The organism is Streptomyces sp. NPDC059092 (assembly GCF_042756365.1).
In the GTDB taxonomy this organism is placed as follows: Bacteria; Actinomycetota; Actinomycetes; order Streptomycetales; family Streptomycetaceae; genus Streptomyces.
The window spans coordinates 18,644-32,278 of record NZ_JBHZEJ010000011.1; the positions used below are offsets into that span (position 1 = coordinate 18,644).

At 70.6% G+C, this 13,635-nt stretch carries 9 protein-coding genes and 1 pseudogene; all 10 read right to left on the reverse strand.

Annotation, left to right across the window (positions count from 1 at the left end; all coding sequences use genetic code 11):
• Positions 1–27: 27 nt before the first annotated feature.
• On the reverse strand, positions 28–882 hold the full coding sequence (locus ACFXPL_RS09390; RefSeq protein WP_384915084.1) for an immunity 49 family protein: 855 nt from the start codon (positions 880–882) through the stop codon (positions 28–30).
• Positions 879–3,743 (reverse strand): hypothetical protein, encoded by a 2,865-nt coding sequence (locus ACFXPL_RS09395; protein ID WP_384915087.1) that lies wholly within the window; start codon positions 3,741–3,743, stop codon positions 879–881. The genes ACFXPL_RS09390 and ACFXPL_RS09395 overlap by 4 nt, the downstream gene beginning before the upstream one ends.
• Positions 3,740–4,180 (reverse strand): DUF6507 family protein, encoded by a 441-nt coding sequence (locus ACFXPL_RS09400; RefSeq protein ID WP_384915090.1) that lies wholly within the window; start codon positions 4,178–4,180, stop codon positions 3,740–3,742. The genes ACFXPL_RS09395 and ACFXPL_RS09400 overlap by 4 nt, the downstream gene beginning before the upstream one ends.
• 27 nt (positions 4,181–4,207) lie before the next feature.
• A complete protein-coding gene (locus ACFXPL_RS09405) occupies positions 4,208–4,519 on the reverse strand; it encodes a pore-forming ESAT-6 family protein (protein ID WP_384915093.1) in 312 nt (103 codons plus the stop codon).
• A 43-nt stretch (positions 4,520–4,562) separates the two neighbouring features.
• Positions 4,563–4,895 (reverse strand): hypothetical protein, encoded by a 333-nt coding sequence (locus ACFXPL_RS09410; RefSeq protein ID WP_384915096.1) that lies wholly within the window; start codon positions 4,893–4,895, stop codon positions 4,563–4,565.
• A gap of 115 nt (positions 4,896–5,010) precedes the next feature.
• Positions 5,011–6,429 carry a DUF6177 family protein gene (locus ACFXPL_RS09415; RefSeq protein ID WP_384915099.1) on the reverse strand — a complete coding sequence of 473 codons (1,419 nt, stop codon included), beginning with the start codon at positions 6,427–6,429 and terminating at the stop codon, positions 5,011–5,013.
• Positions 6,430–6,464: 35 nt separating this feature from the next.
• Complete coding sequence (eccCa, locus tag ACFXPL_RS09420) at positions 6,465–10,439, reverse strand: type VII secretion protein EccCa (protein WP_384915102.1); 3,975 nt, start codon at positions 10,437–10,439, stop codon at positions 6,465–6,467.
• Positions 10,440–10,461: 22 nt separating this feature from the next.
• On the reverse strand, positions 10,462–11,655 hold the full coding sequence (locus ACFXPL_RS09425) for a MinD/ParA family protein (RefSeq protein ID WP_384915105.1): 1,194 nt from the start codon (positions 11,653–11,655) through the stop codon (positions 10,462–10,464).
• A 61-nt stretch (positions 11,656–11,716) separates the two neighbouring features.
• Entirely contained in the window at positions 11,717–13,072 is a 1,356-nt protein-coding gene (gene eccD, locus ACFXPL_RS09430; RefSeq protein ID WP_384915108.1) for a type VII secretion integral membrane protein EccD, read from the reverse strand.
• 268 nt (positions 13,073–13,340) lie between these two features.
• Positions 13,341–13,583 (reverse strand): annotated as a pseudogene (locus tag ACFXPL_RS09435) (hypothetical protein); the annotation flags it as partial.
• Between the last annotated feature and the right edge of the window lie 52 nt (positions 13,584–13,635).

The window sequence follows — 13,635 nt, forward strand, 5'->3', positions numbered from 1 at the left end:
TCACGACCGTGTCCCGGTCAAATGGCATCACGTGTCGAACTCGCCCACCCAGGAACGGTCCAGAAGGCGGACGGGCAGGTACTCGGACTCGACCTCGATGGGGAAGCCTGCGTCGTACGCGAGACATGCGATCGCCAGCGGCCCGAGGGCCAGGAACCCTGCGATGTCCCCCGAACGCTCCGGCGTACTCCAGTACGCCTTGTGGAGTTCCAGAGCCTCCACGAGCGCCTGGTTGAACCCGTCGTGGTCCTTGCGCAGGAACTGGTAGAAGAGGTTGATCGGCGGGTACAGCACACACTGGAGCAGATCGCGCGGCGTGATCGTGGCGATATCCGGATGGGACTGCTCGATGGCCGCCGTCAGTTTCTCCGGCAGACCCGGTTGCTCACGCCAGTACGTCTGCAGGGCGTCCACCCAGTGGTAGAGGTACTCATCCCCCTCCGCGCCGGACGATCGCAGGAGTTCGAGCGGAATCTGGCACATCGTGCCCATACGGGGCTGATCCCGGCAGATGATCACGAACCAGAGTGCGGTCAACCAGTTGCCGGCGTTTGCGTAGAACTGGGGCCCCGTGGCGTTGACGGTGCGCATCTCGTGTGCGATGCGCGTCTCGATCGAGCCTTCGGTGGCGGAGGCGGCAACAAAGGCTGTCGTGCCGATTTGCATGGCGGAGACGGTGGCGTCCCACGTGGCGAAACGGTTGCCGCGCGGATTGAGGGCCTGGTTCGCCTGCACCTGCAGGAGTGCCTCGTTCAGTGCCATGCCGACGATCGCAGGCGAGGCATCCAGATTCTGAATGCTCGTCTCGAACTCCTCGGAGAGGCGCTCGGTGACCTGCTCCTCGACCGTAGGAACGGCATGCCGCTCCACAATTACCGTCACGGATTACTCCTGTTGGTGGCCTCGAAGAAGAAGTCTTCCTCTTTGAACGTTCCGATATTGAATCGGCGACTCTTGAAGCCCCCATGAGTCGGCCCGTCGGAAACACCCTTCACGAGGATGTATTCGACCTTGTCCGCTATGAGCGCCTTCTTGAGGTCAGTGTACAACTTGAGCTCGGCGGCATCTCCGTTCTGCGCTCTCTTCCACATCTCGTTCATGATGTCGAGGAAGTATTCGCGCGAGCCCTGCTTCGCCTTGTATCCGGTCGGCAGCGTACGCTCGTTGATGCCCGTACCGACGTCGCTCTTCGCTTCGATTACGGCGAAGCCCTCGTCGTTCTTGCGCCGCCAGACCTGGTCGAACTGATCGTTCCCGTTCTTGGGTCCGGCGGTCGGCTCCCACTTTGCTCCGTCGTAGAACTGCGAGACGGCATGATGGCGGGCGACAGACTCACCGTAGGCCTCAGTGGCCTTTGACATCGTGTCGTGGAACGGTGCGTGATCGGCCTTGAGAGCGTCATATATCGCCTTGTTCTCGGGCGTTCTATTCGCTTCCCAAGCCTTTTTGGCCTTACCAAGCGGATCGTGCAGGGGGTTGTCGGCCTGAATCGCCTCGTGCCGTGTCCTGGCCGCGTTGTCCAGGATGGACTTGGCGTGCGGATCAGTGAACTGCTGGGCGGTACCTGAACGGTCCCAGCCTGGGTAGTACTTCGTCGGGAAGGCCGGCGGAGCACTGTCTTTCGCGATCCACATCGTCGGATTGGCGGGGTCCCTGATCAGCTGCGGCGGTGGGAAGCCGCTCTCGTCGGGGAGGTCGGTGTCCTGGCGGTAGCCGCGCTTCTCGTAGTAGTCCTTGAAGTACCCCTCCTCGTGATTGGCCCTGTAGACCTGGATCTCCGTGATCTGCTCCGGCTTGAGCGACCCGGGAGGGCCGTAGGGGTTGTCCCCCTGCCGCATGAAACTCGGAGGGTCGGGAACACGATTCGGACCGGGTGCGCCACCGCCGGGAGTCGTCGCGCCGTCGATGCCGCCCGTGCCCGAAGCTTCCGGGTGGGCGCTGCCAGGGGACGGGGGCTCGTGGTGGCCGCCTCCTGTGGACGGGCCATCTGTGTGGGTGGCACCTGATCCGGAGCCGTCCGCATGGGTGGCGGCTGTGGACGGAGTGTCCGGGCGGGAGTTGCCGCGGGGGGTGTTGTCCAGGTCGTTGCGCGGCGCCCCGTCCGGGGCGTGGCCGCCCGGAGTGCCGTGGTCGCCCGCGCGGCCCGTGGGGGTGTTGTCGAAGCTGCCCCCGTGGGCGCCGTTGTCCGCCGCGCGGACCGGGTCGGAGATGTCGCTGCCGACGCGGATGACGTCGTCGCCGCCTCGGGCGCCGACTCCTGCCAGGACCGGGGCCTCCTGGCGGGCCGGGGTCTCCGTCCTGGGGGTGTTCGCGTCCGTGTCGAGTTTCGGGGACGGTTCCGGCCTGGCGTCGCCGGCCTTCTGGTAGAGGCTGCCGTCCTCCTTGTAGAGGTTGCCCGCCTCGTCGGCGTACTTCGCGGGGCCGTCGAAAGGCCACTTGACCGTGCCCGGGGGCAGGGAGGCGGTGCCCTCGGGGAGTCTGATGGTGTCGTCGGAGACCTTGACGGCCCCTGCGGGTATCGGGGTGTCCTTGGGCAGCCGAATCGTTCCGTCAGGCAGTTCCAAGGCGCCTTCGGGCAGGCTGAACGCGCCCTCGTCGATCCTGGGAATCTCGATCTTTCCCATGCCCTTCAGACCGGCCATCACATCGCCGATCTTCGAGATGCCGGCCCCGGCACCCTTGAACACGTACGTCATCGGATCGATCGCGCGACCCGCCTTGCCCGCGAAGGAAATCGCCTTCGCCGCGAGCCCGGCCTTGCCCGCGCCCGCCACCGCACCACCGGCACCACCGGTGAACACCGTCGTCAGCACGTTGAACGTGACCGCGCCCGCCGCGCGGGAAGGGTTCGAACCCCACTGGTCCCATGCGACAAGCGCCTTGCCGGTCTCTTTCATCGCCGTCCGCGAATCACGGATCCACGGCGGCAGATCCTTCTCGTCCGCCATCCAGAACGCCACCGCCGCGGGTGACGCGGTGATCACCAGACCGGTCGCGAGCTTCCCCAGCCCCGTCCACGCCTGCCCCGCCGCGTCCCAGCCGTCGAAGCCGACCAGTGTCCCCAGACCCTTGATCGTGCCCCACACGCCGTCGACGATCAGGCCCTTGCCGAAGTCATAGGCGTGCTCCCACACCTGCCACGCCGGAACCGACTCCTCCACCGCGTCACCCCACGGCAGGGACTTCGCCTGCTTGAGAGCCTCGGCGTCATAGCCGTACATGCCCTCACCGTTGGAGCCGTCGTTCACCTTCAGCGGCGCTCCGCACACCAATGCCACGATCTTGTCGTGCGCGTGCCGCTCCGCCGCCTGGAACTGCGTCCACACCTCGGCGATCTTGTTCCGGCGGTCGAGGTTCTCGTCAATGAGATCCCCGTCCTCGATCCAGTCCTCGTCGCGCGAGACCTTCGACCGGAACGACGCCGCCTCCGCCTTCAGCTCCTCCAGCTTCTTCACCAGAGGCCGGATCTCCTGCGAGTACGTGCCCAGGGCCCCCGCGATGGTGCACAGGTCGCCACTGAACGACAGCGTGATGTCCGCGACCGGCTTGGTCACCGCGAACAGCTGCTCCGCCTCGGGGGCCTGGTAATACGCCGACATCCCACCGAACGTCGTATGGACCGACGAGCCGGCGTTCGCCAGCGCGCCGCCGTCCGCCGACAGCGCCGTCACCTTCTCGTCCAGGACCGACAACTGCCCCGTGAACACGGGTACTTCGGCGGGATCGACCGGTGCGTTGCTCACTTGGCGCCTCCCGGGGCGTCCTTCAGCAGGTCCAGGCGTACGTTCTTCGCCGCGTCCTGGGCCTCCTTGGCCGCCTCCAGGTCACCTTGGAGGTACTCGTTCGTCGCCTTGGCCGCGCCCAGGAGTGAGGCCTGGATACGGTCCACCACGGACTTGAGGTCCGTCTGCCTCTTCTCCAGGTACTGGCTGAGCGCGGCGCCCACCGGGCCCGTGCTGCCCCGGTGCGACAAGGGCACCTGCCCCGTCGGCACCGGCCCCTGCATGGTGGGTGAGGGCACCGTGGCCGCCGAACCCGGAATCGCCGTACCGGCCGCGTACGCGGCCTCCGACATGTCCGACATCAGCTTGTTCAATGCCTTTTCCAGATCACCCGCCCGCTCACCGGTGAGCTTGAGCTGGCTCTGCACACCCTGCGGCTTGATGTCCCACGACGTCATAGCTCCCCCGAAGCTCCGACAACCCACTCAGCCGATGTTGTCGACCGCGGCCCTGGCCCGCGCCAGCGTCTGCTGCGCCGTCGCGTCGTTCTTCTCCAGCGTCGTCTTGAGCAGCCGGATGATGTTCTTCACCTCTTGCGAGGCGTTCTTCCAGCGCAGTTCCTTGGCGTGGTAGTCGTCCGCCACACCGTCCGCCGCGAAGTCCGACATCGCCGCGCTCACCTGCGCCTCGCGTGCCGCGATCACCTGCTCCAACTGGCCGATGACCACTTGGATGTTGCCCTGTGCCTCGGTCGACGCACCCGCGTCGTAGGACCGACGGTCCGTGTCACCGGCCATCACGCAACACACTCCCCGTGTGGTTGAAAGGTTCTGAAGAGGATCAGCGGCCGGAGAACCGGGCCGCGTCGAAGTTGCCCGCGCCCATCTGCGTGCGCGCGTTGTCGTCCTGCTCCTGGTCACCGGACCCGAAGGCCTGCTCCATGCCGGACTGGCCGCCCAGGATGGCCGACAGCGAGGCGTTCAGTTCCTTCGTGATCTCGTCCGACCGCAGCTTGAACGAGTCGAACGCGACCTTGCCCTGACCGTTGAACTTGCCCTCCAGGGGCTGCGCCGCGTTGATCAACTGCTGGATCAGGCTTCCCAGGTCGGTACCCGAGTTCCGCGACCCCGACATCAGGCTCGTCAGAACCTGCGTCCCCATGTCGAACTTCATTCCACTCCCCCGTCTACTCGTTGATCGTGAGTATGTTCATTTTTATCAACTCATATCGCTGACGCAGTCGGCAACCGAGTAGTTGTGACGAAGGCCTGACAAACCAACAGGCCGGTCACTCGCCCTTCAGGTGCCGCATCAACCGCTCGAAGTCGCTCCACCCCGACAGGTCCGAAGGCTCCCCCGGGAACGGGTAGTACAGCGCCGGGCGTGCCTTCGGTCCCAGTGTGACCGGTGGCACTGACAATGGCGTGCGCCGTGCGCGGTCGCCCGGCATCGCCCGGACCTCTTCGGAGCCCAGGACGAACGCCAACGGCACGCCGGGGCCCTCGAAGCGGGCCGGTACCGCCAGGTCACGGCGTGCTTTGCGGAGCTGTACGAGCATGGAGCGCAGGGGGTGGCGGGTGGCGAGCGTCTCCGCGAGCCGCGGCAGCGCGTCCAACGGCGGCTCCTCGTGGGCCCCGTAGCCGAACGCGAGCGTGACGTCCTCCTCCACACCCGCCTTCGTACGGGTCACCCGGACGCCGGCGATGCCGGGCCGCGCCGGGCTCCCGACCACCACGAACCAGCTCGGGTCGGGCGACCGCGCGTGGGCGACGTCGGTCAACCGCGCCGGGGACCAGGGCAGGTTGGCGGGCTCGGCGGTCGCCCAGCCGGCCGGTGGCTCGCCGGTGAGCTCTCGCCAGACCGTCTCCAGGGCGCCGCCGAGCACCAGCCGGTCGTCGGCGGGGTGGACCGTCCGGAAGGAGACCGCGAGTTGGCGTTCGCCGGTGTCCGTGAACTCCCGGAACGAGGCCGCGACCGGGGTGCGCGGATCGTCCTCGGTCGCGTCCGGCCGCACGACCGTCGCGAACATGCCCTCCTGCCAGCGCAGCACGGCGCCCGAGCGGCCGTCGTAGTAGCCGTCCCGTTCGTCCTGCACGACCCAGCGCGAGGGCCAGCCGGCCAGAGCGTCGCGCACGGCCGGGGTGAGGGTGCTGCCCGCCGGGCTGACGATCTGGAGTCCGCGCTCCGAAGCGGCGGCGGCCCGGAAGGCGTCCGAGAGCCAGGCCGTCATGGCGATCACGGGCCGGTCCATGATGACGACGGCGACCTGGTCGGTCAGGACGTCCACGGCGGGTTGCGCGGCGGCCGGCGCGGGGGCGACGCCCACGTCCTCGGACGGGACCACGGCCACGGAGAGCGCGGCCTCCGGCGGCCAGGCCGTGCCGCCGGTCAGTGCGGCGACCCGGGCCGCGAAGGTGCCCGCCAGCCGTTCGGCCTCCGCGACGCCGGTGGTGGCGCGGGCCTCGGTCCACCAGAACGGCACCGGTGGCTCCACGGCCGCGAACAGCCGCGCGGCCTCGCCGGGGACCTGCACGAGCATCGGCGCCTCGACGGCCACCAGCGGCCGGCCCCGCGCGTCGCAGAGCTGTACGACGGCGCCCTCGCCGGTGGTGTCCACCAGCTTGTCAGGGCCACCGGAGAGCAGCCCCGCGAGCACGCTCCAGGCGTCGGGCATCCGCGGGGTGAGGGCTATGACGTCCTTGGTCATGGGGTCGTACGGTCCTTAGTGGTCCGGTGGTTTCGTCACTCGGGCGTGTACACGGTCTGGATCAGGCGCCGGCTCTGTCCCCGTCGGACGAGCACACCGCGTCCGGCGGGCTGCTGCGAGGCGTACACACCGGGGAAGAGCTGGCCCTCGCTGCGGTCGCCCGCCATCACCACGGCCGAGGCCCCTGATTCGCGCAGCCCCTGCACCAGCGGCTCGTACATGCCGCGCGAGGCGCCGGCGACGCGGCGGGTCAGCACGAAGTGCAGGCCTATGTCGACCGCCGACGGGATGTACGGCAGGAAGGGGGCGAGCGGCGACTGCCCCGCGGTGGTGAGCACGTCGTAGTCGTCCACGAGGACCACGATCCGGGGGCCGCCGCCCCAGCTGCCGGGTTCCAGGTCGTCCAGGGGGGCTCTGTCGTCGGGCATCCGCCGTTCCAGCTCGGTGGCGATGCCCGCGGCCAGTCCCGCGCACATCTTGGCGTTGTACGCGTAGCCCCCGTTGAACTCCTCGGGGATCGCTCCGCGCAGGGCGCGGCGCGGGTCCATGACGGCGAAGACCAGTTCCTCCTCGCCGTACCGTTCGATGAGTCCGGCCGCGATGGTCTTCAGCAGGTTCGTCTTGCCGCATTCGCTGTCGCCCATGACCAGCAGGTGCTGGTCGTGCGCGAAGAGGTCCAGCAGTACGGGCGCCAGTGCGCTCTGGTCGAGGCCGATCGGCACCCGGCGGGGTTCGGCGGCAGGCCCCGGCAGCAGGTGCGGCTCCAGGACGTGCGGCAGTACCCGTACCGGCTGGGCGGCCTCTCCGCTCCAGGTGGCGTGCACCTGGCGGGCCGTGCGTTCCAGTACGGCGCCCAGCTCCGCCTGGTCGGCGAGGCCGTCCGTACGGGGCAGCGCGACCTGTGCGAACAGCTTGCCGTCGGTGAGGACCCGGCCGGGCTCGTCGGGCGAGAGGGTCTCGGCGAGCTTGCGCTCGATGCTGGACTCGCCGGGGTCGTTGAGGCGCAGTTCGACCCTGGTGCCGAAGTTCGACTGGGTGGCGATGCGGACGTCGTTCCAGCGGAGCATGCCCGCGACGACGTGGATGCCGTAGCCGCCGCCGCGCTTGAGGATGTCCACGACGGCGTCGTCGAGTTCCTCGAAGTCGTCGCGCAGCGCGCCGAAGCCGTCGATGACGAGGACGATCTCGGCGGAGGCCAGCTGCGGCAGCCGGCCCGCCGTGTGCAGGGTGCGCAACTGCTCGACGGAGTCGATGCCGTGCTCGCGGAAGAGGTCCTCGCGGGTGGCGAGCATGTTCCGTACCTCTTCGACGGTACGGGCCGCGCGCTCGCGGTCGGCGCGGCCGGCGATGCCGCCGACGTGCGGCAGACCTGACAGGGCCTGGAGGCCGCCGCCGACCAGGTCGAGGCCGTAGACGCCGACCTCGCGCGGGGTGTGGGTCAGTGCGAGGGAGAGGACGAGGGTGCGCAGCAGGGTGGTCTTGCCGGACTGCGGTCCGCCGATGACGGCCGCGTGGCCGCCGGCGACGGTCAGGTCGAGGTACCACTCGCCCTGCCACTGCTTCGTCGGGTCGTCGAGCAGGCCCAGCGGTACGGTGAGCCGGCCGCGCCGCTTGGCGAGCTGCATCCCGCGCGGGCCGGCGTCCAGCGGGCCGGCGACCGTGTCCAGCGCGATCGCGGTGGACAGCGGCGGCAGCCAGATCCGGCGCACGGGCGCGGCGGCGTGCTCCAGTTGTCCGACGATGACGCCCATCTCGGTGGGGCCGGTCTCGCGGCGCCGGGCGGAGGGCTCCTGCGGCCCCTGGTTCTCCAGGTCGGCGAGGGTGTTGAACGCCTCGTACGCCAGGGCGAGGGGGCCGGTGTCCTCCTCCTCGGTCCGTCGGACGGGCCCGCGGTAGCCGCCGGAGACGTAGCTCGCCTTGAAGCGCTCGTAGTGGCTGGTGTCGACCTTGAGGTAGCCGAAGCCGGGCAGCGGGGGGAGGTGGAAGGCGTCGGTGGTGTCCAGGACGGTGCGGGACTCGTCGGCGGAGAAGGTGCGCAGGCCCAGCCGGTAGGAGAGGTAGGTGTCCAGGCCCTTGAGCTTGCCGCCCTCGATGCGCTGGCTGGAGAGCAGCAGGTGCACGCCGATGGAGCGGCCGATCCGGCCGATGGACAGGAAGAGGTCGATGAAATCGGGCTTGGCCGTGAGCAGTTCGCCGAACTCGTCGATGACGACGAAGAGGTGCGGCAGCGGTTCCAGGTCGGGCCGCCGGTCGGCGCGCAGCGCGGCGTAGTCGCCGATGTCGGCGACGTTGCCCGCGCCCTTGAGGACCTGTTGGCGGCGCTTGACCTCGCCCGCGAGGGAGGCGTGGACGCGCTCGACGAGACCGGCCTGGTTCTCCAGGTTGGTGATGACACCGGCGACGTGCGGCAGGTCCGCGAACGGGGCGAAGGTCGCGCCTCCCTTGTAGTCGACGAGGACGAGCGCGAGGTCCTCCGGCGGGTGCGTGGCGACCAGGGCGAGTACGAGGGTGCGCAGCAGTTCGGACTTGCCGGAGCCGGTGGCGCCGACGCACAGCCCGTGCGGGCCCATGCCCAGCTCGGAGGACTCCTTCAGGTCGAGCAGGACCGGCTCGCGGGAGTCGCTGACGCCGATGGGCACGCGCAGGAAGGCGCGCTCGCCGCGCGGCGCCCACAGCCGGTCGAGGTCGAGGCGGGCCACGTCGTCGATGCCGAGCAGGTCGGCGAAGTCGACGGGGCCGGAGAGCGGGGCGTCGACCAGGGACTCGGCGGACAGCCGCAGCGGCGCGAGCATCCGGGCCAGGCCCTCGGCGAAGGGGATGCCGACCCCGTCCACGGTGCCGTGGGCGCTGATCGGCTCCTCCTGGCGCAGGTCCTCGATGAGGACCCGGTCTCCTTCGACGGTGATCCGTACGCCGACGTGGCCGGGCTCCTGGATCCGCTGGTCGAGCAGGTGCAGGACGGTGACGCCCATCTCGCGCAGGCCGACGGCGTCGTCCGGGCGCGGCAGCTCGACGGCGTCCTCGCCGTGTCCGTCGGCGACGACGAGCAGCCGGGAGGTCATCGACAGGGCGTCCTTGCCGGACAGTCCGCGGCGGACCTCGGCGGCGTAGGAAGCGCGGCGGCGCAGTTCGGGGCCGAGCCGGCGGGCGAGCTGCGCCGCCGAGGGGGCGATCCGGCGGGCTGCGACGGGGCCGTCGAACTGCTCGGTGTCGAGCAGGTGCGGCATCCACTTGGCCCATTCCCAGTCGTCGAGCCGGTCGCCCGGTACGGCCAGGGCGATGGCGACGTCGTCGGGTGCGTGGGCGGCGGCGGTCTGCACCATCAGGGCGCGGGCGACGCGCAGGCAGTCCTCGCGGGGGCCGATGACGGTGACGTTGCCGATGCGGTCGAGGGGGACGGTGAGCGGGAGTTCGGTGCCGTTGCGGAACCGGGTGGTCAGGGCCGAGGCCTCGTTGAGCATGAAGAGGTCGGGCGGGGTGAGGACGGTGGAGCCCTGGTCCGCGATCCGCAGGTCGCGTACGGGCATCTCGCCGGTCCCGACGCGCACGCGCAGGAAGTCGGCGTCGACGCGGCGGCGCTCCCACAGCCGTGCCGGGTCGCGCACGATGTCGTAGAGCGCGTGGGGCTGCGGGTTGAGCACGTCGGCGCGCTCGCCCCGTTCGCGTTCCTCGGTGGCGAGTTCCTCGCGGAGGTCCTCCAGATAGGCGAGGTACGCCTCGCGCTGGGTCCGGCGGGTGCGTTGGGCCTTGCCGCGCTGGGAGAAGACGAGGCCGACGGAACCGATGACGGTGACGACGAGGATGAGTGCGCCGAGGGCGGCGAACTGGCTGTTGCGGACGACCGTCATCATCACGACGGACGACATGACACCGGCCACGGGCAGCAGCGACATGGCGATGTTGCCCGCCTTGCCCTCGGGCAGGTTCGGCGGTGCCTCTATGACGCGTGCCTCGGAGGCGGCGGGCGGCTTGACCGTCCGGGCCGGGCGGTGGATCAGTCGGGTGCTCATCTTCGCCGTCCGTCGTCGTCCGTCAGTGGCGCTTCTGGGAAAGCTGGAACGCGTCCGCCGCGATGCGGGTGGCGGCCGTCCTGGTCGCCTGGGCGAGCAGGTCGGTGCGGATCGCGCCGCCGTCCGCGAGGTGGCGGTCGTACGGCAGGACGTGGACGCTCGTTCCGGTGGACCGGAGCGTGCGTACCGCCTCGTCGGTGTCGATGCCCGAGTGCGGGGCCTGTTCGGTGAGGACCACGACGGTGCCGCCGATCACGTGCGGGGGCAGGCCCCGCATCCACTGGAGCACCGCGTGCGTGCTGGCGACGCCGTCGAGGGTCGCGGGGGTGGTCAGGACGCAGGCCTGGGAGGCGGTCAGTGCGACGCGGGCCACTTCCGCGGGGAGCGTCTCGCAGTCGACGACCGTGACGCCGAAGTAGCGGCGCAGGGCGACCATGACGCGTTCGTAGGAGCGGAAGTCCAGCATGGCGCCGATCTGGCCCTGGCTGCCGGGGAGCAGCCAGGCGTTGTCGCGGAGCTGGACGAGGTAGCCGGTGATGTCGAGCAGCGACATCTGCGGTTGGACGATGTCGGCGACGTCCCCGGTGGTCCAGCGCAGTGACTCGGCACCGAGACGGATGGGCAGCGAGCCGAGGGCGGGGTCGGCCTCGACGAAGAGGACGGGGTCCTGGCGGTAGTGGGCGTACGTGGTGCCCAGCAGGGCCGCGACGGTGGACTTGCCCGCGCCGCCGCGGATGGAGGTGACGGCGATCTGGCGGCCGGTGGTCACCGGCTGTTGGAGCGATTCGGCGGTGCGGGAGACCTCGGCGACCTCGCGGGCCACGGATGAGGAAACGGTCCGCCAGATCGCGCGGGCGGCCCGGGCCGGGAAGGGTTCGCCGTTGCGGGGCTTGCGGCTCGCTCCGGCGAGACTCGGATCGACCGCGGGGCGGGAGTCGGGGGTACGGGGCGCGCGGGCGCCGGCGTGAGCGGGGCCGTGTGCCGGGGCGTCGTCCTTCGGCCGGTGGGCGGCGGGCGGGACCTGGGGGGCGGGGTGCGGGGGCGCGTGCGGGGTCGGCGGGGCGTCGGGCGGCGCGGGATCCTGACCCGGGCCGGGGGGCACGGGCGCGGTGGCGCCCTGCCCGGCGGGCCCGGCCCCGCCCTGCGGGGCGGGCTGCGGGCCGCCGCCCCTCAGGTCCCGCAGGACGTCACCCTGCCAGTTGTCCGCGTTCGACATGTCTGCCCCCTGACCTCTTGTTCCGACCTGCTGCCCCGCGCGGAGCGCCTGTGCGTGGACCTCAGAATTTGTCGAGCAACTGCCCGTAGATGCCGAACACCCCGATGGCCAGCGGGAACAACCCCACCACCCCGACGGACTCGACGAAGTCGGCCATGCGCCGCAGTCGTACCTGCACGTGGTCGGACGGCTGCATCGCGAGCCCGAGCAGCGGCAGCAGCGCGGCCACGCACAGCACGGCGAGGGCTCCCGCGCCGCCGCCGTGTCCGATCCACAGCATCACGAGGCGTACGAGGAGCAGCCCCGCCGCGGCGATCAGCGCCACGACCTCCGCGACGAGCGGGAAGGCCCGCGCCCTCGACAGGAGCACCACGGCGACGAGGGACGGCAGCACCACGGTCCACAGGCTCGGTTCGCCGGCCAGCGTGAGCAACCAGCCGGCCGCCGCGGCGGAGACGGCCGTCGCGATCGTGGCGAGGGCGAGGCCCCGGTGCGTGGCGGCGAGCGCGTTGCCCACCTGATGCCGGCTCACGGAGGTTCCGCCGGAGCGCCGGTCGTCGAGCGCTGTCAGCCCCGAGGCCATCAGCGCGAGGCGGGGCAGCAGGCCGAGCAGGACGACGGAGAACACGGCCATGACCGCGCCGAGTCGGGCCGGGTCGTCCTGAACGGAGGCGACCGCCTCCCACACGGCGGTGATCGTGGCGACGGCGGCGGCGCCCATGAATCCGCCGCGACCGAGCGGGGAGAACCAGCCGAGCATGACGAGGGTCAGGACGAGGGCGGCCGCGACGGCGGCCAGTCGTGCGGTCCCCGCCCACTGGTGGGCGTCGGCGGCCGTCCACGCCGTGAGGATGCCGAGTGCTCCGGAGGCGAGCAGGAGAGCCGAGGCCAGGCCCCGGTTTCCGTTCCCGACGCGGGCGCCGAGGGCGCCGGCGGCGAACAGGAGGACGGTGACGACGAGCAGGGCGCCGGCCAGGACGTCGAGTGCGAACTCGCGGCGGGCGAGCAGTGCGGCGATCACCGCGAAGGCGACGGTCGCCACCCCCGCGCTGCCCCTGCGGGCAGCGGGGCGCCAGCGCCAGGCCTGGAGGTCGAGATCGTCGGCCACGAGGTCGACGACGTCGTGAACGACGGGGGCGGGTGGCGCGGAGTGGGTCCTGACCAGCCGCAGGACCGCGCCGTCGGCTATGCCGGCGCCGGCCAGCGTGCTGTCCTGCGGCAGCGCGGAACCGTCCGACGTCACCAACTGGCGTGTCATGGGCCGCGAGGCGGCACGGTCGTCGAGCAACTGCAGGATGTCCGGGAGCAGCTGCCCTATGGGGGTGTCCGAGGGGAGGACCATGTCGGCCCGGCGCCGCTCGCCGACCAGGGTCACCCGGGACAGTTGCGCTCGGGAAGGCGTTGCTGTGCTCACCACTTGCGGGAACCTATCATCGCGGCGTTGCGGCCCTTCAGGGTCAAGGTTTCTACGAATGGGTCGACTTGGGCGACTTCGTCGGCGCTGGCGATGCGAGGGCCTTCGACGTGCGGGGGGCCTTCGACGGGGCTGCCGGCCCGGCCGGGGCCCCGGCCTTCGAGAGCGTCGTGAGCGGCGGTCCCGACGCGGGCCTGGAGGCGTGCCGGGACGCCGCCTCGGCGGCCGTCCTCGACAGGGCCGGCGGCTGTGCGTACGGCTGCACGAGTCCCTGTTGTCGCTGCTTCTGTTCCTGCTGTTCGGCCTTCTGCTTCGCCAACGTGGCCTGGATGAAGGACCATCCGACGCATCCCGCGCACAGGACGGCCGCGATGGCCATCCCCGCGAACACCTTCCCGAGCCGTTCGTCCGCGGTGCGTCGCGCCCGCCCCGCCCCGAAGAGCAGCGCGTCGCGCATCCTGCGACGGCGTACCGTCACCGACTCCAGTAGTTGACTGTCGTAGTCCCGTGCCATGCGTCGTCCGTCGCCTCCCCCGCTGTTTTGCCTGTGCAACATAGAACATCTG

Bases quoted from the DNA above. Each gene is read 5' to 3' on its own strand.
- eccCa (WP_384915102.1), bottom strand. From the start codon at position 10,439: ATGAGCACCCGACTGATCCACCGCCCGGCCCGGACGGTCAAGCCGCCC.
- ACFXPL_RS09425 (WP_384915105.1), bottom strand. From the start codon at position 11,655: ATGTCGAACGCGGACAACTGGCAGGGTGACGTCCTGCGGGACCTGAGG.
- ACFXPL_RS09400 (WP_384915090.1), bottom strand. From the start codon at position 4,180: ATGACGTCGTGGGACATCAAGCCGCAGGGTGTGCAGAGCCAGCTCAAG.
- ACFXPL_RS09405 (WP_384915093.1), bottom strand. From the start codon at position 4,519: ATGGCCGGTGACACGGACCGTCGGTCCTACGACGCGGGTGCGTCGACC.
- ACFXPL_RS09410 (WP_384915096.1), bottom strand. From the start codon at position 4,895: ATGAAGTTCGACATGGGGACGCAGGTTCTGACGAGCCTGATGTCGGGG.
- ACFXPL_RS09415 (WP_384915099.1), bottom strand. From the start codon at position 6,429: ATGACCAAGGACGTCATAGCCCTCACCCCGCGGATGCCCGACGCCTGG.